Source organism: Pseudoxanthomonas winnipegensis (genome assembly GCF_004283755.1).
Lineage (GTDB): Bacteria > Pseudomonadota > Gammaproteobacteria > Xanthomonadales > Xanthomonadaceae > Pseudoxanthomonas_A > Pseudoxanthomonas_A winnipegensis.
The window spans coordinates 1-18,965 of the sequence record NZ_SHMH01000006.1 but is presented as its reverse complement, the minus strand read 5'-3'; the positions used below and the strand labels follow the sequence as shown (position 1 = coordinate 18,965).

14 protein-coding genes, 1 rRNA gene and 1 riboswitch are annotated in these 18,965 nt (G+C 68.8%); of the genes, 3 read left to right on the top strand and 12 right to left on the bottom strand.

Going from position 1 to position 18,965, the window contains the following annotated elements; genetic code table 11:
• Positions 1-142 precede the first annotated feature (142 nt).
• From EAT51_RS12370 to EAT51_RS12360, 3 genes are all read right to left on the bottom strand, one after another.
• Positions 143-1,153 carry a TIGR00266 family protein gene (locus tag EAT51_RS12370; protein WP_130520650.1) on the bottom strand — a complete coding sequence of 337 codons (1,011 nt, stop codon included), beginning with the start codon at positions 1,151-1,153 and terminating at the stop codon, positions 143-145.
• Positions 1,154-1,396: 243 nt separating this feature from the next.
• Positions 1,397-3,616 carry a TonB-dependent receptor gene (locus tag EAT51_RS12365; protein WP_130520648.1) on the bottom strand — a complete coding sequence of 740 codons (2,220 nt, stop codon included), beginning with the start codon at positions 3,614-3,616 and terminating at the stop codon, positions 1,397-1,399.
• A gap of 136 nt (positions 3,617-3,752) precedes the next feature.
• Positions 3,753-4,379 carry a nicotinamidase gene (locus EAT51_RS12360; protein WP_130520646.1) on the bottom strand — a complete coding sequence of 209 codons (627 nt, stop codon included), beginning with the start codon at positions 4,377-4,379 and terminating at the stop codon, positions 3,753-3,755.
• Between the two features lie 158 nt (positions 4,380-4,537).
• Between EAT51_RS12360 and EAT51_RS12355 the strand changes: the two genes are divergently transcribed.
• Positions 4,538-5,236 carry an MgtC/SapB family protein gene (locus EAT51_RS12355; protein ID WP_130520644.1) on the top strand — a complete coding sequence of 233 codons (699 nt, stop codon included), beginning with the start codon at positions 4,538-4,540 and terminating at the stop codon, positions 5,234-5,236.
• A 27-nt stretch (positions 5,237-5,263) separates the two neighbouring features.
• On the opposite strand, the gene EAT51_RS12350 is transcribed toward EAT51_RS12355, so the two are convergent.
• Positions 5,264-6,007: a sulfite exporter TauE/SafE family protein gene (locus EAT51_RS12350; protein ID WP_130520642.1), complete on the bottom strand. Its 744-nt coding sequence runs from the start codon at positions 6,005-6,007 to the stop codon at positions 5,264-5,266.
• Between the two features lie 85 nt (positions 6,008-6,092).
• Here EAT51_RS12350 and EAT51_RS12345 point away from each other — a divergent pair, with 85 nt between their 5' ends.
• Positions 6,093-6,992 (top strand): LysR family transcriptional regulator, encoded by a 900-nt coding sequence (locus EAT51_RS12345; RefSeq protein ID WP_205953623.1) that lies wholly within the window; start codon positions 6,093-6,095, stop codon positions 6,990-6,992.
• Positions 6,993-7,071: 79 nt separating this feature from the next.
• Here EAT51_RS12345 and EAT51_RS12340 read toward each other — a convergent pair whose 3' ends face one another.
• From EAT51_RS12340 to EAT51_RS12310, 7 genes are all read right to left on the bottom strand, one after another.
• A complete protein-coding gene (locus tag EAT51_RS12340) occupies positions 7,072-7,965 on the bottom strand; it encodes a fructose bisphosphate aldolase (protein WP_130520638.1) in 894 nt (297 codons plus the stop codon).
• Positions 7,966-8,136: 171 nt separating this feature from the next.
• Positions 8,137-10,428 (bottom strand): 5-methyltetrahydropteroyltriglutamate--homocysteine S-methyltransferase, encoded by a 2,292-nt coding sequence (gene metE, locus EAT51_RS12335; protein ID WP_130561699.1) that lies wholly within the window; start codon positions 10,426-10,428, stop codon positions 8,137-8,139.
• A gap of 231 nt (positions 10,429-10,659) precedes the next feature.
• Positions 10,660-10,912, bottom strand: a riboswitch (cobalamin riboswitch).
• A gap of 114 nt (positions 10,913-11,026) precedes the next feature.
• Positions 11,027-12,541, bottom strand: a complete 1,515-nt coding sequence (locus EAT51_RS12330) for a histidine kinase famiy protein (RefSeq protein ID WP_265937035.1) — start codon at positions 12,539-12,541, stop codon at positions 11,027-11,029.
• A 156-nt stretch (positions 12,542-12,697) separates the two neighbouring features.
• Positions 12,698-13,447, bottom strand: a complete 750-nt coding sequence (locus tag EAT51_RS12325) for a response regulator transcription factor (RefSeq protein ID WP_130520636.1) — start codon at positions 13,445-13,447, stop codon at positions 12,698-12,700.
• A gap of 170 nt (positions 13,448-13,617) precedes the next feature.
• Positions 13,618-14,103, bottom strand: a complete 486-nt coding sequence (locus tag EAT51_RS12320) for a hypothetical protein (RefSeq protein ID WP_130561698.1) — start codon at positions 14,101-14,103, stop codon at positions 13,618-13,620.
• Between the two features lie 220 nt (positions 14,104-14,323).
• Entirely contained in the window at positions 14,324-14,878 is a 555-nt protein-coding gene (locus EAT51_RS12315) for a hypothetical protein (RefSeq protein WP_130520631.1), read from the bottom strand.
• A gap of 171 nt (positions 14,879-15,049) precedes the next feature.
• On the bottom strand, positions 15,050-17,143 hold the full coding sequence (locus EAT51_RS12310; protein ID WP_130520629.1) for a catalase: 2,094 nt from the start codon (positions 17,141-17,143) through the stop codon (positions 15,050-15,052).
• A 156-nt stretch (positions 17,144-17,299) separates the two neighbouring features.
• Between EAT51_RS12310 and EAT51_RS12305 the strand changes: the two genes are divergently transcribed.
• Complete coding sequence (locus EAT51_RS12305) at positions 17,300-18,118, top strand: YdcF family protein (protein WP_165421984.1); 819 nt, start codon at positions 17,300-17,302, stop codon at positions 18,116-18,118.
• 724 nt (positions 18,119-18,842) lie between these two features.
• Here EAT51_RS12305 and rrf read toward each other — a convergent pair.
• Positions 18,843-18,957, bottom strand: a 5S ribosomal RNA gene (rrf, locus tag EAT51_RS12300).
• Positions 18,958-18,965 lie beyond the last annotated feature (8 nt).

The window sequence follows — 18,965 nt, the reverse complement described above, 5'->3', positions numbered from 1 at the left end:
AGTATATTTGTAGAGTGCAAGAGAAAGCTGTTCTCACGGCGCGTGAGCTTGCGCTCGACGCACCCGCCGACGGCGCTCGGCCTGCCGATGCCGGCGGCAGCCCCCGCTTCTCGATCGCCTCCGCGGCGGGGGCGACCCGGAATCAGAAGTTGTTGTCCCCGTCCAGGATGCGGCCCAGCCCGCCCAGCACCGAGCCTTCGCCGCGGGCCTGGCCGCCGCCCTGCGGGGCGGCCTGCAGCATGCGGCCGGCCATGCGCGAGAACGGCAGCGACTGCAGCCAGACCTTGCCCGGGCCGGTCAGCGTGGCCAGGAACACGCCTTCGCCGCCGAAGAACATGCTCTTGATGCCCGCCACGCGGCGGATGTCCATGTCCACGCCGCCGTGGTAGGCGACCACGCAGCCGGTGTCCACGTCGATGCGCTCGCCGGCGGCCAGCTCGCGCTCGACCACCGTGCCGCCGGCGTGGACGAACACCCAGCCGTCGCCCTCGAGCTTCTGCATGATGAAGCCCTCGCCGCCGAACAGGCCGGTGAGGATCTTGCGCTGGAAGGCGATGCCCAGCGACACCCCGCGCGCGCCGGCCAGGAAGCTGTCCTTCTGGCAGATCAGGCGGCCGCCGTGTTCGGACAGCTTCAACGGCACCACGGTGCCCGGATACGGCGCGGCGAAGGCGACCTTGGCCTTGCCGCTGCCGGTGTGCGTGTAGACGGTGGTGAACAGGCTCTCGCCGGTGACCACGCGCTTGCCCGCGGCCAGCAGCTTGTCCATGAAGCCGCCGCCGGCGCCGCTGCTGCGGCCATCGCCGAACACCGTGTCCATCTGCACCGAGGCGTCCTTGAACATCAGCGCGCCGGCCTCGGCCACCGCGCTCTCGCCCGGGTCCAGCTCCACCTCGACGAACTGCATGTCGTGGCCGACGATACGGAAATCGATGTCGTCCGCGCGCCCCGCCCCGGTCGGCGGCGGCGGCATGTTCGGCGGCGAGGCGCCGCCGCCCAGCTCGGCCAGGGTCCCGACCGGCTGCCAGCCGGACAGACCCTCGCGCCAGGCCAGCGCGAACGGGTTTGCGCGCGCGAAGGCCTGCGCGGCCGCGTCGTCGAACGGGCCCGAGCGGGTCTGCTCGGTGCCGGTGAGGAAGTACCAGCTGCTCATGGGCGCACACCTGACTGCGAAGGGATGCGCCGAGTCTAGCGTCAGCCCCCGACAGCCGCGCCCGTGCCCAAGGTCATGCGAAGCGTCCCACCCGTAGAGCGGAGCTTGCTCCGCTAGGGCCTTCCCATGAACCGAACCAGAAGCAGCGGAGGTAGAGCGGAGCTTGCTCCGCTGAGGCATTTCTCAAGAACCGGACCAGAAGCAGCGGAGCGAGCTCCGCTCTACAGGAAGGTGCCTTGCGCGTCAGAAGCCCGCGCGGAACTGCGCGCCGATGATGCGGGGGTCGTTGATGAAGCCGGTCAGGTTGTCGAAGTCGATCGCGCCGGTGGCCCGGATCTGGTTGGTGCAGTTGCGGCAGAACACCGAGGCCTCGTACTTGCCGTCGGCCCAGGTGTAGCCGATCTTCAAACCGCCTTCGGTCAGCGGCTGGCCGATGAACTCGCGCGACTGGTACAGGAAGAAGTTCACTTCGCTGCGATACGACCAGTCGGTGTAGAAGAACAGCTCGCCGTCGGCGCCCATCGGCACGCCGTAGCGCAGGTTGACGTTGCCGATCCACTTGGCCGCCTGCGGCAGCGGGTTGCCGTCGATGCGGGCAAAGCCGTTGGCATCGACCGGGTCGGTCACCGTGCACACCCAAGCCGAGCAGGTCGAGGTGGCCAGGTCCTTGTCCTTGATCTCGGTGTGGTTGTAGCTGCCGTTGAGGCCGAAGCGCAGGTTCTCGGTCAGCAGCAGGTCGAAGTCCAGCTCAGCGCCGTAGGCCTGGCTCTTCTTGGCGTTGATCAGCTGCACGGCATTGGATGTGCCGCCCACCGCGGTCAGCTGCTGGTCCTTGATGTCCATGCTGTAGATGTCGAAGGCCAGCCGGCCGCGACGCTCCCACAAGTCGGCCTTGATGCCGAGCTCATAGGAATCCACCGTCTCCGGGCGGGCCACGGTCACCGGCACGCCGGTGGACGGCGGGCCGAAGCTGGCGCCGCGATAGCCGCGCGCGGCACGCGCGTACAGGTTGACCGCATCGCTCAGCGCCCAGGTCGCGGCGACGTCGCCGGTGACCTTCGAACCGCTGGTGTCACCACCGATCGGCGGCGGCGAGGTGCGGTCCCACTGCAGGATGTCGAAGGTCTTGTGGTCGTGCGTGTAGCGGATGCCGGCGCGCAGGTTGAGCACGTCGGTGGCCTGGTAGTTGAGCGAGGCGAACGCCGCCCACGAGCTGGTCTTCTGCTTGGTCAGGTCGTAACCGGTCAGTGCGCCACCGGCCAGGGTGTCGTAGTCGTAGGCCTCGCCCTGCACGTTGTCGTAGAAGTAGTACAGGCCGCCCTGCCAGTTGAGCGGGCCGGTGTAATCCGACTCGGCGCGCAGCTCCTGGGTGAACTGGTCCAGCGACTTGATCCCGCCGGCGGTCTCCACCGAGAACGGGATGAAGCCCGGGCCCGACGGCGCGGCCGGGTTCACGAACGCGCCCGGGCCGTAGCCGCCGTCGATGTCGCCGCGGCTGTAGTACTTGGAGATGCCCTCGTAGCCGGTGATCGAGTGGAAGGTCACATCGCCCGAGCTGAAGGTCAGGTTGGCGCTGCCGCCATACGTTGTCAGCTCCTGCGCGTTGTGGCCGTCGATGTAGGCCTTGTCCGGGTCGAAGCCATCGACCAGGTTGTTGTTGCCCGACTGGATGATGTTGGCGCGGAACAGGCGCGCGGTGCCGTTGAGCTTGCGCGCGTGCGCGTTGAACAGCGCGTTGAAGTCCTCGGAGGGCTGGAACAGCGCCTGCAGGCGCAGGGCCGAGTCGTCGTAGCCCTCCAGCTTCTGCCCGCTGATCTGGCTGGTCACCCAGTCGTCGCGGTGCTGCTGCAGCAGCGAGATGCGCGCGGCCCAGTCGCTGCCCATCGGCAGGTTGAGCGCGCCTTCGACCGAGCTGGTCGCATGGGTGCCGTAGGACACGCTGGCATAGCCGGAGGTCTCGCCCAGCACCGGCCGCACCGAGTTGAACTTGACCACGCCACCGGGCGTATTGCGGCCGAACTGCGTGCCCTGCGGGCCGCGCAGCACCTCGACGCTGGCCAGGTCGAACATCGGGAAGCCCTTGATGAAGGCGTTCTCGTAGACCACATCGTCGTACACCAGCGACACCGGCTGCGAGGCGTAGGTGGTGAAGTCGGTATTGCCGTAGCCGCGGATGTAGAAGCGCGGGAACACGCGGCCGTTGGAGGACTCCACGTTGAGGCTGGGCGACTTGCCGGCCAGCACGCGCACGTCCGAGGCGCTGGTGGAGAGGGCGTCCAGGTATTCCGGGCGCAGCACGGTGGCCGAGACCGGCACGTCCTTGGCGTTCTCGGCGCGGCGGTCGGCGGTGACGGTGACCGCATCCAGCGCCACCGGCGCCTGCTGCGCCAGCGCGACGGTGGCGACGGCGGCATTGATGGCGATGGCGAGCGTGGCGTGACGCAGCGACCTGCTGGCGGACATGGGGCGACTCCGGGGGCGTGGGTGGTATGCAAGTTGTGCTGTGGCGCAGCACGTTTAACGCAAAATACACGTTTTGGCCCCGGAGTTGTCAAACCCGGGAATCCCGCTCCCCGGCTTGGCGACTCGGATCACGCGTTCAGAGAATGGGGATCCCCGCCTCCTGCAACGCCGCGCGCGTCGGCGCGTCCCCGTCCGGCGTGACCGGGCGCGTCAGCTCCCACAGGAACGCCACCTCGAAGCCTTCGGCGCGCGCATCCTGCGCCGTCCACAGCACGCAGACATCGCGCGCCAGCCCGCAGACGTGCACCTGCGCGATGCCGCGCTCGCGCAGCCAGCCGGCCAGGCCGGTGCTGGGACGCAGCCCATCCGGGCCGTGGTTCTCGCGGAACGCGCTGTAGGAATCGACCTGCGCATGGGTGCCCTTGCGCAGGATCAGGTCGGCCGGCGTCCAGTCCACGCGCGGGTCCAGCGCCGCGCCCGGCGTGCCCTGCACGCAGTGCCGCGGCCACAGCGTCTGCGGCTGGCCGTGCAGCCCGATCACCTCGAACGGCGCATGCCCCGGATGCTGCGCGGCGAAGGAGGCATGCGCACCTGGATGCCAGTCCTGCGTGGCCACGACCGTGCCGTAGACGCGCTCGGCCAGCAGCCGCGCGATGCCCGGCACGATCGCATCGCCCTCGAAGCAGGCCAGCGCGCCGCCCGGCATGAAGTCCGGCTGCAGATCGACCACGATCAGCGCGGTATCGGAAGGCATGTCGGTCATCGAAGCGGCCAGCGGCGTGGGGAAGCCCCAGCCTAGCCACGCGCGCCAGCGGCCTCAAGCCGGCGCCTCCTTGAGCGCACCTTGATCGGGATGGGGCTAGGCTCAGCCGCGTTGCCCGTGCCTGCAGCGCACCGGCCACCTGCAAGGAGACCGCACACATGCTCGATACCTGGGAGATCGCCCTGCGCCTGCTGCTGGCCGCGCTGCTGGGCGGCATCATCGGCGCCGACCGCGGCCGGCTGGAGTGGGCCGCCGGCCTGCGCACGCACATGCTGGTCTGCGTCGGTGCGGCCCTGGCCATCATCGTCTCGGCGTTCGGCTTCAACGACGTGCTGGGCAATCCGCATGTGGTGCTCGATCCCTCGCGCATCGCCGCCCAGGTGATCAGCGGCGTGGGCTTCCTCGGCGCCGGCACCATCCTGTTCCTGCAGCGCGAGCAGGTGATCCGCGGCCTCACCACCGCGGCCGGGCTGTGGGCGGTGGCCTCGATCGGGCTGGCCGTCGGCAGCGGCCTGTACGCGGCCGCGGTGCTGGCCACCGCGCTGCTGTGGATCATCCTGGCCGTGCTCAAGCCGCTGGAGCGCCGCTATCTGCGCCGCCGCCGCGCCTCGATGCCGGGCCTGAAGCTGGTGCTGTCGCGGCAGCACGCGCCGCTGGGGCAGATCCAGCAGCAGCTGGAGCGCAGCGGCCTGCCGGTACAGCGCATGGTGCTCAAGCCGCGCACGCCGCAGACCGATCTGCTCGACGTGCGCTGCGAATCCACCGTGCCGCAGGCGGCGCTGCTGCAGGCCCTCGAAGACCTGCGCGGGGTCCCCGGCGTCGAGCAGGTCGACCTGCGCGGCAGCATCGGCCAGTAGCGCTCCGACCTCACAAGCGCACGCGCCTCACCCGCGCCACGCCAGCTCCAACCCGAGCAGCAGCAGGCAGATCAGGAAGCCGGTCCGGAACGCGGCCGGACGGATGCGCTGGCGCAGGCGCTGGCCCAGCCACATGCCCGCCAGGGCAGGCAGCACGGCGATCGACGACGGCAGCAGATGGCCGACCGACAACGCGCCATGCAGGGCCAGGCCGGCGGCCAGCGCGAGCGTGGAGACGGTGAAGGACAGGCCCAGCGCCTGCACCAGCGCATCGCGCTGCAGGCCCAGCGCCTGCAGGAAGGGCACCGCCGGGATCACGAACACGCCGGTCACCCCCGTCACCACGCCGGTGATGCCGCCGACCAGCGGCGCAAGCACGCGTTCCAGCGCGGGCGACACGCGGAACGGGCGGGACAGCAGGGTCACTAGGGCGTAGAGCACCAGCGCGATGCCGAGCAGGCGCGCCGTGCCTTGCGCCGCTCCATCGGCCAGCCAGGCGGAGGCCAGCACCGTGCCGGCCACCACCGCCAGCTGCATCGGCCACAGCCGTTGCAGCAGCGCACCCAGCTGGCCGCCACTGACCAGCTGCAGCACATTGGTCACCAGCGAAGGCAGCAGCAGCAAGGCGGCCGCCCAGGCCGGCGACATCAGCGCGCCCAGCACGCCCATGGCCACCGTCGGCAGGCCCATGCCGGTCACGCCTTTCACGCAGCCGGCCACGAAGAACGTGCCGAGCACGATCAGCCACCACACTTCCGTCGAGATCTGCATGCCGCCATGAAACGGGGTGACGCGCGCGGGCACAATGCGGTCTGTCCGATGCCGACCTTCGGGCCAGCCGAAGGAGCCCTTGGCCTTGCGATTCGATCTACCCGACCTGCGCCTGTTCCTGGCCGTGCTGGACGCCGGCAGCATCACCGCCGGCGCCGAGCGTGCGCACCTGTCGCTGGCCGCCGCCAGCGAGCGCCTGCGCGCGATGGAGGAATACGCCGGTATCGTCCTGCTCGACCGCCTGCCCAAGGGCATCCGGCCCACCGCGGCGGGCGAGGCGGTGGCCCATCACGCACGCTCGATCCTGCAGCAGTCGGCGCTGCTGCGGCACGCACTGGCCGACCATGCGCGCGGGACGCGGGGGCGCGTGCGCCTGATGGTCAATACCGCGACCATGAGCGAGGCGCTTCCCGCCGCGCTGGCACCCTGGCTGGCGGCCCACCCCCACATCGATGTGGACCTGCTCGAGCGCAGCAGTGAGGAGATCGCCAAGGCGCTGGAGGCCGGCGTGGTGGAACTGGGCATCCTGTCCGAGGCCGCGGCCTCGCCAGGCCTGCAACGCCAGCACTTCGCGCGCGACACCCTGGTGGCGCTGCTGCCGCCCGCGCATGCCGCCGCCAGTGCGCAGGCGCTGGGCCTGGCCGATCTGGCGGCCGAGCCCTGGATCGGCCTGCCCGAAAGCAGTGCCCTGCAGCGCCATCTGGACGCCCAGGCGGCGGCGCTGGGCCTGCGTTTGGCGTACCGCGTGCGACTGCGCACGTTCGAGGCCATCGGCGCGATGGTCGCCGCCGGCGCCGGCGTGGCCGTGGTGCCGGCCGCCGCACTGGCGCGGCTTGGGCCGTGCGTTCGCGGCGCTGCGCTGAGCGAGCCCTGGGCGCAGCGGCGCCTGTGCCTGTGCTGGGACGGTACACGCCCGCTTTCGCCGACCGCGCAGGCCTTGCGCACTCACCTGGCCGACTGGGCCGACCGCGCCGCCGATCGTTGAAGCCCGCCCTGCCGCGGCCCTTGAAACGCGACAGGCCCCGCCGAAGCGGGGCCTGCGTGAACCACACCGTCCGCGTCGATCAGGCGATCGAGGCGCGGTAGATCGACTCGATGGTGGCATCGAGCGTCTTGTTGAACTCTTCGTCGCTCTGCTGCGCGCTCAGGCCCTCGGTCAGCGCGCGGCTGAAGCTGGCGATGATGCCCGGGTTCCGGGCCAGCTTGGCGTTGGCCTCATCGCGGCTGTAGCCGCCGGACAGCGCCACGACCTTGAGCACGCTGGGGTGGTCGACCAGCTCCTTGAAGAAGCCATCGACGCTGGGCAGGGTCAGCTTGAGCACGACCGGCGTGGCCGCATCGACCTTGTCCAGACGCTCGAGCAGCCCCTGCTTCAGCGTGGTCTCGATCTGCGCCTTGTCGGCGGCCTTGATGTCCACCTCCGGCTCGATGATCGGGACCAGGCCGGCGTCCAGCACCTGCTGGCCCAGCTCGAACTGCTGGTCCAGCACCGCCGCGATGCCGGCGGCGTTGTCGGCCTTGATGACCGAGCGCTCCTTGGTGCCGAACACGCCCTTGGCCTTGGCCTTGGCCAGCAGCTCGGCCAGGCCCGGGATGGGCTTGAGCAGCTGCACGCCGTTGGCCTCGTCCTCCAGGCCCTTGTCGATCTTCAGGAACGGCACGACCTGCTTGACGTTCCACAGGTAGTGCGCGGCCTCTTCGCCTGCGAAGCGGTCGTCGAGCGTGCGCTCGAACAGGATCGCCCCGACCACGCGCTCGCCGGTGAACGCCGGGCTGGTGACGATGCGCTCACGCATCTGGTGGACCAGCGCGAACATCTCCGCATCGTTGGAATAGGCCGACTCGTCGACGCCGTAGAGCTTGAGCGCCTTGGGCGTGCTGCCGCCGCTCTGGTCCAGTGCGGCGATGAAGCCCTGGCCGGAAGCAATCTTGTCCCGCTGTTCCTGGTTGATCGACACGGTCGGCAAGTCCTATGAAAGATGGGGGAGCCAGAGTGTACGCAAGCCCCGCGTCGCTGGCAGCCGTGAAAACGTTATCGGCTTCATAACGGTTTCAGCCGGGGACACGCCGCGTGGTGTGCCGCGTGCGCCGAAATGCCGCGCCTGCGGCGCAGGCGCGGCACGCGCGCATCAGGCCGCCTGGGCCAGATCCGCGCGCAGGCGGCGTGCGGCTTCCACCATCTGCTCCAGCGCATGGCGCGTCTCGTCCCAGCCGCGGGTCTTCAGGCCGCAGTCCGGGTTGACCCACAGCTGCTGCGGGCTGAGCACCGCCCGCGCCTTGCGCAGCAGTTCCACCATTTCCTCCACCGAGGGCACGCGCGGGGAGTGGATGTCGTACACGCCCGGGCCGATGCCGTTGGGATAGCGGAACCGCACGAACGCATCGAGCAGCTCCATGCGCGAGCGCGAGGTCTCGATCGAGATCACGTCCGCATCCATCGCCGCCACCGCATCGATGATGTCGTTGAACTCCGAATAGCACATGTGGGTGTGGATCTGGGTCGCATCGCCCACACCGCTGGCGCAGATGCGGAAGGCCTCGATCGCCCAGTTCAGGTAGTCCGACCACGCATCGCGGCGCAGCGGCAGGCCTTCGCGGATGGCCGGCTCGTCGATCTGGATGATGCCGATGCCGGCGGCCTCCAGGTCGTTGACCTCATCGCGCAGGGCCAGCGCGATCTGCCGGCAGGTCTCGCTGCGGGCCTGGTCGTCGCGCACGAACGACCACTGCAGCACCGTCACCGGGCCGGTCAGCATGCCCTTCATCGGCCGCTGGGTCAGCGACTGGGCGTAGCGCGACCAGCGCACCGTCATCGGATTCGGGCGCACCACGTCGCCGAAGATGATCGGCGGTTTGACGCAGCGGCTGCCGTAGCTCTGCACCCAGCCCAGCTTGGTGAAGGCGAAGCCGTCCAGCTGCTCGCCGAAGTACTCGACCATGTCGTTGCGCTCATACTCGCCATGCACCAGCACGTCCAGGCCGATGCGTTCCTGGAAGCGCACACAGCGCTCGGTCTCGGCCTCCAGGAAGGTCTCGTAGTCGGCGTCGGACAGCTTGCCCGCCTTGTGCTGGGCGCGCGCCTGACGCACCTGCTGGGTCTGCGGGAACGAGCCGATGGTGGTGGTCGGGTACACGGGCAGCCCGAACGCCTGCTCCTGCAGCACACGGCGCTGGGCGTAGGGCGAGGCGCGCCGGCTGTCGGCCTCGCTCAGCGTAGCCAGGCGCCGGGCCACCTCGGGCCGATGCACGCGCGCCGACTGGCGGCGCGATTCCAGGCGGGCGCGCTGCTGCGCCAGCGGGCCTTCCGCGCCTTCGCGTCCGTCCAGCGCGTCGGCCAGCACGCGCAGCTCGCCCAGCTTCTGCCGGGCGAAGGACAGCCAGGACTTGAGTTCGGCATCGAGTGCCTTCTCCTGCTCCAGGTCCACCGGCACGTGCAGCAGCGCGCACGACGGCGCCAGCCACAGGTTGTCGGCGCCGACGTGCCCTTGCGCATAGCGCGCCAGCGTCAGCGCGTTGTCCAGGTTGGTGCGCCAGACATTGCGCCCGTTGACCAGGCCGGCCGAGAGCACGCGGCCCTTGGGCCAGGCCTGCAGCACCGCGTCGAGCTGTTCCGGCGCGCGCACCAGATCCACGTGCAGGCCCTCGACCTGCAGCCGCGCGACCAGGTCCAGGTTGTCGCCCAGCGCGCCGAAGTAGGTGGTCAGCAGCAGCCTGGAGCGCGGCGCCTGGGCCAGGAACGCATAGGCGCGGGCGAAAGCCGCCTTGGCCGCCTCGTCCAGGTCCAGCACCAGCGTGGGTTCGTCGATCTGCACCCAGGCCGCGCCGGCGGCATGCAGGCGTTCGAGCAGCTGCGCGTACACCGGCAGCAGGCGCTCGAGCAGCGCCAGCCGGTCGCTGCCATCGGTGGTCTTGGACAGCAGCAGGAAGCTCACCGGCCCCAGCAGCACCGGACGCGTGTCGAAGCCGGCGGCCCTGGCCTCCAGGAACTGCGCCACCGGCTTGTCGCCGCGCAGGGCGAACTCCTGGCCGGCATGCAGCTCGGGGACGATGTAGTGGTAGTTGGTGTCGAACCACTTGGTCATCTCCAGCGCGCGCAGGTCGATGCCGCCGGTCTGCACGCCGCGCGCCATGGCGAAGTAGCCGGCCAGCGGGTCGGCGTCGGCCAGGGCGCGATAACGCTGCGGGAGGGCGTCGAACAGGAACGCCGTGTCCAGCACATGGTCGTAGAGCGAGAAGTCGTTGCTGGGCAGCACGTCGGCGCCGGCCTGCCGCTGCAGCTGCCAGTGCTGCGCGCGCAGGGCCGCGGCGGTGGCCTGCAGCGTGTCGGCGCTGTCCTCGCCCTTCCAGTAGCGCTCCAGGGCGTGTTTGAGTTCACGGCGTGGTCCGATGCGCGGAAAGCCGAGGTTGGTGACGCTGGTCATTGAATGGATCCTCATTGCGTGTGGGCATTGAGGAACGAAGGAACCGCACGCCACGCCTACAGCCCTGCGGCTGCGACGTGCCATGCCAGCGACCTTCGCCCCCGCGGGCGAACCGGCCCCGTGCGCGGAAACCTCCACACGCGCACGCCTGCGGCACCGGGCCTCGCGCCCGCCGCATCACGCGCCCGTGCCGCTCCCGCGAGCGGTGCCAGGTCGAAGCGGAAGACCGAGCAGGGTCCTCCGGCCGGGGCCGGTCTTCGGGCTCATGGACACGGCGCGGAACAGGTCCGCACCCCCTACTCCCTGCCGCTTCCCAGCCCGATGCCTTGCGGCGCGGACCAGTGCTGTTGGCAGGCTTCGTTTCCAATGACCGCTGCGGGGCAGCTCCGGAATGGACGCGCACGGGGCGCGCCTTCACCGGATTCCCGTTTAATCCATCGCTTCATATGGATGAAGCGATGGAACCACGACGGACGCACCTTACGCGCCAGCTGCCGGGCGCGTCAAGGCGGCTCGCGGATCGGTCGCGCCAACGAAAAGGCCCCTTTCGGGGCCTCGTCGTCTCGCAGCTATTTGACGGCAAGGCTGCCGCTGCCGCTCAGCCCACGCCGGTCGGGCCGTCCAGCACCTGACGGACCAGCTTGAGCAGGTCGCGCTGGGTGTAGGGCTTGTTGATCACGTCGAACTGCGCGCCTTCGGCGTCGCTGCGCGCCAGCGTGTTCTCGGCATAGCCGGTGGTGAGGATGACCTTGGTCGCCGGGCTGCGCCGCATGACCTCGTGGGCCAGCACCACGCCATTCATCCCGCCGGGCATGATCAGGTCGGTGAACAGCAGATTGAACGGGTCGCTCGCCTTCAGCAGCTCCAGCGCCTGCGCCGCGTTGCTGGCGACCTCGGTCTGATAGCCGGCCGCTTCCAGGAACATCTGCGCCACCGCCGCGACCTCCTCACGGTCCTCCACGATCAGGATCCGTTCGCTGCCGCCGCGGCCGCTGGCCCGCGGTTCGGGCAGCTGCGGCTTGCCGCCTTCGCTGGGCTGGGCCGGGAAATACAGCCGGATCGTGCTGCCCCGATCCACCTCCGAATAGATGCGCACCGCGCCGCCGGACTGCTTGACGAAGCCGTACACCATGCTCATGCCCAGCCCGGTGCCCTTGCCTTCCTCCTTGGTGGTGAAGAACGGCTCCAGCACGCGCTGCTGGATGTCCAGCGGCATACCGCAGCCGGTGTCGGTCACGGCCACGCTGACGTAGTGACCCGGCGCCAGATGATGGAAGTCGGGGCTGCTCAGATCGCTCTGGTCCACCTCCACGTTGGCCGTCTCGATGGTCACCTGCCGCTGCGGGCGATCCTCCATCGCGTCGCGCGCATTGAGCAGGATGTTCAGCAGCGCCACCTCGGCCTGGGTGCTGTCCAGCTTGGCGTTCCACAGCGAGGCATCCAGGTGGGTGACCAGTTCGACATCGTCGCCCAGCGAGCGGTGCGCCAGGTCGATCATCCCCGACACCAGCGTGTTGAGGTTGGTGGTCCGGCCCTCCAGCCGCTGGCGACGCGCGAAGGCGAGCAGCTGCTGGGTCAGCGTGGCGGCCTTCTGGGCCGCGGCCTGCGCACGCGCGATGCCGGCCTCGATGCGCGCCTGGTCCGGCTTTTCGGCGCTGTTGAGCATTCCCAGCAATTCCAGGTGCCCGCTCATGACCTGCAGCAGATTGTTGAAGTCGTGCGCGATGCCGCCGGTCAGCTGGCCGACCGCTTCCATCTTCTGCGCCTGGCGCAATGCGTCCTCGGCGTCGCGGCGGCGGCTGACGTCCAGCTGCGAACCGAAGAAGAAGATCAGATTGCCCTGCTCGTCGTACACGGGCGAAGTGAACAAGGCATTCCAGAACGAGGTGCCGTCCTTGCGGTAGTTCAGGATCTCCGCGGCGAACTCGCGGTTCTGCGCCACCGATTCGCGTATCGCCGCGACCGTGGCCCGGTCGGTGTCCTTGCCCTGCAGGAAACGGCAGTTACGCCCGACCAGCTCCTCGGCGCTGTAGCCGGTCATCTCGATGAAGGCGCGATTGGCGAAGATGATCGGGTTGTCGGGCTGGTGCGGGTCGGTGACGATCATCGGCATGCGGGTGGTTTCCACCGCCGCGAAGAAGATGTCCGACTTGTGACCCTTCAGGCGCAGGTCGTCGATCGCCGGGGACTTGAAGCCGGGTGCGGTTTCCTGGGGCAAGCGCAATCCTTGGTAAGTGGGAAGGGACCGACGCCGGGCCCAAGGGCCGCCTCAGGCCGCCACGGCGGCCGAATCGGTCTCGGGCTGCGTCGATGGCAGCGGCTGGTCCACCGGCGCCAGACGGAAACCGAAGGTCAGGTGGGTGTGCAGCAGCGGGCTATCGAACGGCTTGTCGATGACCTTGCGCAGATTGTAGATGTGGCTGCGCAGCGTGTCCGAGTCCGGCAGGTCGCTGCCCCAGATCTCGCGCTCCAGCTGGGCCCTGGTGACGATCGCCGGCGAATGCCGCATCAGTACCGCCAGCAGCTGGAACTGGATCGGCGAGAGCGACAGCCGCTGGCCGGCGCGCTTGACGGTGTAGTTCTCCGTCTCCAGGGTCAGATCGCCGACCGTCAGCCGCGTGCCCGCCAGCTGACGGCGCTGGCGCTTGATCAGCGCGTTCAGGCGGGCCTGCAGCTCCGGCAGCGCATACGGCTTGACCAGGTAGTCGTCCGCGCCGGCCTCGATGCCGGTCACGCGGTCCTCGACCCGCTCGCGGCCCGACAGGAAGATGATCGGCGTGCTGCGCTTGACCTCGCGGCGGAACGCACGGCAGACATCCAGCCCGTCCATACGCGGCATCTTGCCGTCCAGCAGGATCACGTCGTAGTGCTGCTCGCTGGCCAGGCGCAGGCCTTCGAGTCCGTCGTGGGCATAGTCGACGTCGTAGCCGATCGATTCGAGATACTCGCCAGTTGCAGTGGCGATCGCGTAGTCGTCATCGACCAGCAGCAGGGTGTGCCGTTGTTGGAAGGCGCGCATAGGGGCAGGTCCTGGAAGTGTGCGGATACCATCGCTGCGCCCCCGCCCATGTCGGGTGAAGGCGAGACCGCTTACCGCTGATTGCACGTATCGCGTTTTCTCTTCGCTCAGCGATGTGGCGTTGAGGTCAGGACGTCTTCGCGTGGTGCTGACGTTTCGCGTGTGGGCAGCTACATCTCTTGTGGCGCGCAGGTGGCGAGTAGATGTTGTCTGCTTTCGCTCAGCAGCACCTCGGAGTGCTCGCGCAGCTGGCGCGCCTGTTGCCTGGCATCGACCAGATTGGCGCGCAGTTCCAGCTCGTCGGCCGCCGTTTCCAGGTGGTCGCGCGCGGTGACCGAACGCGCCCGCTGCTCGTCGATGCGATGGGTGCCCTGGAGCACCTGCATCCGCAGTGCGGCAATCGCACGCTCGGCATCGAGTTCGAACAGCGCCAGCCTGCGCGCCTGTTCGAGCAGGCGCCCATCCGGGTCCCGCGCGCCGACACGGCGACGCAGTCGCTCAAGCACCCGCCTGCATTGGGCGGCTGCCATCCACAGCCGATGCGCTTCCTCGTCCGCCCCGGCCTGCGCCGCACTGCGCAGCCGACGGGCGGTCAAGGCTTCGCGCTTGGCGTGTCTGAGCTTGGCGCGCTCGAAGACGCGCGAGGCTGGCCACATCAATGCTTCCCCTGTCCGCTTCGCAGAGACGTCATGCGCGGGACGAGGCGCGGATGGGACAGCATGACGCCAGCGAAGCGGATGTGCCTCCGCCGGACCTGCGGTCGACAACCGAAGGCGCACACGAGGCCTCTCTCGCACTCGTGCACAAGGATCGATGTACCGCGAGCAACAGGGCCCAACGCCGCGATGTGTGACAAGACGATAAGCAGCCGTGCGCTCAACCGGTCGGCTGGGCGATCGCCGCGACCCGGGCGTCCGGGCGCAGTTCGGCACGTGCCTTGGCCGCGGCGTCCGCCAGTACCAGCAACGCATTGGCATAGTCGGCCGCGGCGTAGGTCACGGTGTCGCGCGTGACCGCGGCGCCGCCCTGCAGCATCGCCACCTGGTCGGTCATCACCGCGATCTGCGCAAGCTCGTCGGCGTGGCCGATCACCTTGGACAGCGCCAGCACCTCCGCCCGCTGGCCGCTGATCGAATCCCAATCCAGCGCGTCCACCAGCGAAGCGGGCGGATCCAGCGTGCGCCACTGCAGCGCGTAGCGCACATCGCCCCAGTGGCCCAGGCGCAGCGAGGTGGCCAGCACGCGCAGGTCGGCGGCCCACTGGTCCAGATCCACGGCCAGCTGCTGGCGCTCCGGTTCCCAGTCGGCGTCATGCAGTGCGCGCTTGCCGCCGCCGAACAAGGGCTGGACCAGCAGGACGAGGACGGCGGCAAGAAGCGCGGCGAGCAGGATGGCGACGAGAACGTCGGATTGCACTGCGAGGTCGGCCATGGTGGTCGGATGGAGAGGATGCGTGGCTCAGATTTACTGAGCCGCACGTGATGGCCGCGCAGTGAATCGCTGAACAGGTCACGACATCGTGGTGCGCTTCGCATCGCCTGAAACGACAAGGGCACGCCGGCAGAAGCCGGCGTGCCCTTCGGGCCGTGCTTGGCGAAAACTTCAGGCCAGCATGCGCAGCTTCGGCTCACGCGCCCATTGCCGCGTCTTGGCCGCGGCGATGAAGCCCTTGGTGTCGGCCGCATCAACGATGCCCGCGTCCTTGCCGACGTTGCCGGCCTTCAGCAGCGGCGCGGCGCCCGCATCGCTGGCGATGGCCTTCAGATGCGCCCAGGCGTTGCTGACGAAGTCGATCGCCGCCGAATCCTTGGCCAGCGCCTTGCCGGCGTCGGCCGACAGCACCACCGCGACCGCATCGAACACGAACGACGGCGTGCCCGCCAGCTGGCCATCGGCGCTGACCTTCCGGCCGTCCGACAGCGCCACGCCCAGCTTGGGCGCCACCAGCTTGACCGTCGCACCCGCATCCTTGGCCGCCTTCTGCAAGGCCTTGACCGTGCCCACGTCCGAGCCGTCATGCACCAGGATGCCGACCGTGCGGCCCTTGAGCGTATCCTTCATCTTGCCGATCAGCTGCAGCGCCGGCGAGAGCGGCATGTCGATCGGCTCGACCTTGGCCTGCGCCGGCGGCGGCAGCGCATCCAGGCCCAGGCCGTTGGCCACGCGCTGGGCCAGCTCGGCATCGACGTGGCGCAGATGACCGATCACCGCTTCACGCACGTGCGCCGTCTCGACCTTGGACAGTTCGAACACCAGCGCCGACGCCAGATGCGCCTGCTCGGGCTTGGTCTGGCTGCGGTAGAACAGCCGCGCCTGGCTGTAGTGGTCGGCGAAGCTCTCCGGCCGCACGCGGCCCTTGGCGCCATCATCGACGGTGGCGTGACTGCGGAAGCCGGCCGGCGTCTCGCGCGGGCTGTCTTCCTGCAGCGAGGACGGCTCGTAGGCCACGCGCCCCTTCGGCACGCCCATCTGCATGTGGCCGTCGCGCTGGTTGTTGTGGAACGGGCACTTGGGCGCGTTGATCGGCAGTTGATGGAAGTTGGGCGAGCCCAACCGCGAGAGCTGCGTGTCCAGGTACGAGAACAGCCGTCCCTGCAGCAGCGGATCGTTGGAGAAGTCGATGCCGGGCACGATGTTGGCCGGGCAGTAGGCCACCTGTTCGGTCTCGGCGAAGAAGTTGTCCGGCCAGCGGTCCAGCACCATGCGCCCGATGATCTGCAGCGGGATGGTCTCCTCCGGGATCAGCTTGGTCGGGTCCAGATGATCGAACGGGAACTGCGCCGCCTGTTCCTCGGTGAACAGCTGCACGCCCAGCTCCCATTCCGGGAAGTCGCCGCTGCTGATCGCCTCGAACATGTCGCGGCGCTGGAAGTCAGGATCGGCGCCGGCCACCTTCACCGCCTCGTCCCAGACATGGGACTGCAGGCCGAGCTTGGGCCGCCAGTGGAACTTCACGAAGGTGCTGTTGCCCTGCGCGTCGAGCAAACGGAAGCTGTGGATGCCGAAGCCTTCGATCATGCGCAGCGAACGCGGGATGGCGCGGTCGCTCATCGCCCACATGATCATGTGCATCGACTCGGGCGTGAGCGAGATGAAGTCCCAGAAGGTGTCGTGCGCGCTGGCCGCCTGCGGGAAGCCGCGGTCCGGCTCCATCTTCACCGAGTGGATCAGATCGGGGAACTTGATCGCGTCCTGGATGAAGAACACCGGGATGTTGTTACCCACCAGATCCCAGTTGCCCTCCTTGGTATAGAACTTGACCGCGAAGCCGCGTACGTCGCGCGGCGTATCCACCGAGCCCGCGCCGCCGGCCACGGTCGAAAAGCGCGTGAACACCGGCGTCTTCACCCCGATCTCGGTCAGGAGCTTGGCGGTGGTGTACTTGGACAGGGACTTGGTCAGCTCGAAATAGCCGTGCGCCGCGGTCCCGCGTGCATGCACGATGCGCTCGGGGATGCGCTCATGATCGAAGTGGGTGATCTTCTCGCGCAGGATGAAATCTTCGAGCAGCGTCGGTCCGCGCGGGCCGGCCTTGAGCGAGTTCTGGTTGTCGCTGACCGGGATGCCCTGGTTGGTGGTCAGTGCGGGATGCGTGCCGCCGGCCTGCTGGTGGAGCTCGTCGCCTTCGCCGCGCGTGACGGCGCCTTGGTCGACGGGCGGGTTGGCGGGCTTGGGGATGGGTTTGCGTGCGGCCATGGCGTGCTGCTCCAGGTGGCGGGCGAAGGGACTCACGATGCTGGTCGCGGAGACGTCAACTGTTTGTGGATTGCCGCTCGCATCGCCTTCACGCGATGCTCCCAAGGTGCCGCCGCGATCTGCGACCATGCACGCATCGCCCCAGGGACCTGCGTGATGTCGCTGCTGTTTCTTGCCTTCGGCGTCCTGCTGACGGCGCTGCTCTTTCGCCTGCGTCGCCCGCGCATCGCGCGTGCTGTCGGCGTGGCCTGGTTCCTGGTGTTCTGGCTGCTGGGCAATGGCGTACTGGCCGGCTGGATCGTCGACGCTACCCAGGCCGGCCAACGCTCGCCGGCACGCGTGGACTGGCAGCCGGACGCGGTGATCATCGTGCTGGGCATGGGCATGCAGCGGCTGCCGCACGAAGGCGGCATCGAACCGCAGTCGCTGGCCTACAGCCGCATCCTGCGCGCGGTGCAGCTGTTCGACGCATGCAAGGCCGCCACGCAGGGCTGCAAGGTGCTGGTGTCCGGCGGCGACCCGGCCGGCCTCGGCAACAGCGAAGCCGAGCTCTATGCCTCGCTCATCGAAGAGGCCGGCGTGCCGGCCGAGGACGTATTGAAGGAGGAAGCCTCGCGCAACACCTTCGAGAACGCCAAGTTCACCGCGCGCCTGCTCTCGAGCAGGGCGCACGGGCCGCTGGTCCTGGTCACTTCGGGCCTGCACATGCGCCGCAGCCTGCTGTACTTCCGCCATTTCGGCCTGCAACCGACCCCGGCGCGCAGCGACTACACCGCGCCGTTCGCCTCCTGGCTGCCCAACAGTTACAACCTGTTGATCAGCGACCTGGCCGCCGTCGAGTGGCTCGGCATCGCCCGCTACCACTGGTACAACTGGCTCGGCCGCAACGACCCTCCCGTCAAACCCACGCCGGACGCCGTGCCCTCCCATCCGCGCCTGCGCGATCGCCCGGTGACGCTCCCGCCGGCGCAGTAGTCCGCCGCCGAGCGATTGGCGGCCAGCCGCGGCCCTGGCGAGCAAGGTCCCGTCGGCGGCCATGGACCGCCACTGCACGGAGCGTCGCGAAGTAAACCTGCTGTAGCGGCTCTCAACCGCGCCACGAAGTCGTGCGGGAGCACCCGAGACGCAGAGCAGCTCAGCCGCTATGACCCTCACGCTCGTTAGCCGCGACTTGGCGCCAGGGCGGTGTCAGGCGCGGCGCAAAGGGTGGGGCCGCTCAGTGCAGGAGAGCGCCATCGGGAGCCCGTCGTTGGATGCAGAGCCCTGCATCGGCTGCCCGATGCGCTGCACCGCTTATCAGGCGCGTGGCGCATGCGTCGCCGTCTGCCGCTGTCGGTGAATCGTCTTGCGCCTTTTCGCGGACGATCAACGCTATTAGCCGAACCTTAGACGCAATCACTATCCGCGCATCTCATCTGCTTTGTCCCGCAGGCACTGGGCTTCCGAGGTGCAGATCGGCCTCGAAGCAAGCCACGAACACGATGCATCAGCATGCGCAGTCGTACTTGGCTCAAGGGGCGCGGCCTTGCGCAACACATTGCCGTCCTTCATCCGCTTCCAGCCGTCCGCCCGCATCGAACGCTCGGGCGTATTGCCTGGCTCTTCGGGTTGCGCCCGATGCCGCGCAGGGGCTTCGCTTTTCGCAGGCGCAAAAGAAGACCCCCTCAGATCGTGAGATCTGAGGGGGTCTGGGGTAAGACCCTGGCGATGACCTACTCTTGCATGGCTTAAGCCACACTACCATCGGCGCAGCTGCGTTTCACTTCCGAGTTCGGGATGGGATCGGGTGGGACCACAGCGCTAATTTCACCAGGGAGACGGT

Excerpts from the sequence above, each read along its gene's own strand:
- EAT51_RS12370 (WP_130520650.1), bottom strand. The coding sequence starts at position 1,153 with ATGAGCAGCTGGTACTTCCTCACCGGCACCGAGCAGACCCGCTCGGGC.
- EAT51_RS12365 (WP_130520648.1), bottom strand. The coding sequence starts at position 3,616 with ATGTCCGCCAGCAGGTCGCTGCGTCACGCCACGCTCGCCATCGCCATC.
- EAT51_RS12360 (WP_130520646.1), bottom strand. The coding sequence starts at position 4,379 with ATGACCGACATGCCTTCCGATACCGCGCTGATCGTGGTCGATCTGCAG.
- EAT51_RS12355 (WP_130520644.1), top strand. The coding sequence starts at position 4,538 with ATGCTCGATACCTGGGAGATCGCCCTGCGCCTGCTGCTGGCCGCGCTG.
- EAT51_RS12350 (WP_130520642.1), bottom strand. The coding sequence starts at position 6,007 with ATGCAGATCTCGACGGAAGTGTGGTGGCTGATCGTGCTCGGCACGTTC.
- metE (WP_130561699.1), bottom strand. The coding sequence starts at position 10,428 with ATGACCAGCGTCACCAACCTCGGCTTTCCGCGCATCGGACCACGCCGT.
- EAT51_RS12330 (WP_265937035.1), bottom strand. The coding sequence starts at position 12,541 with ATGCCGATGATCGTCACCGACCCGCACCAGCCCGACAACCCGATCATC.
- EAT51_RS12325 (WP_130520636.1), bottom strand. The coding sequence starts at position 13,447 with ATGCGCGCCTTCCAACAACGGCACACCCTGCTGCTGGTCGATGACGAC.
- EAT51_RS12320 (WP_130561698.1), bottom strand. The coding sequence starts at position 14,103 with ATGTGGCCAGCCTCGCGCGTCTTCGAGCGCGCCAAGCTCAGACACGCC.
- EAT51_RS12315 (WP_130520631.1), bottom strand. The coding sequence starts at position 14,878 with ATGGCCGACCTCGCAGTGCAATCCGACGTTCTCGTCGCCATCCTGCTC.
- EAT51_RS12310 (WP_130520629.1), bottom strand. The coding sequence starts at position 17,143 with ATGGCCGCACGCAAACCCATCCCCAAGCCCGCCAACCCGCCCGTCGAC.
- EAT51_RS12305 (WP_165421984.1), top strand. The coding sequence starts at position 17,300 with ATGTCGCTGCTGTTTCTTGCCTTCGGCGTCCTGCTGACGGCGCTGCTC.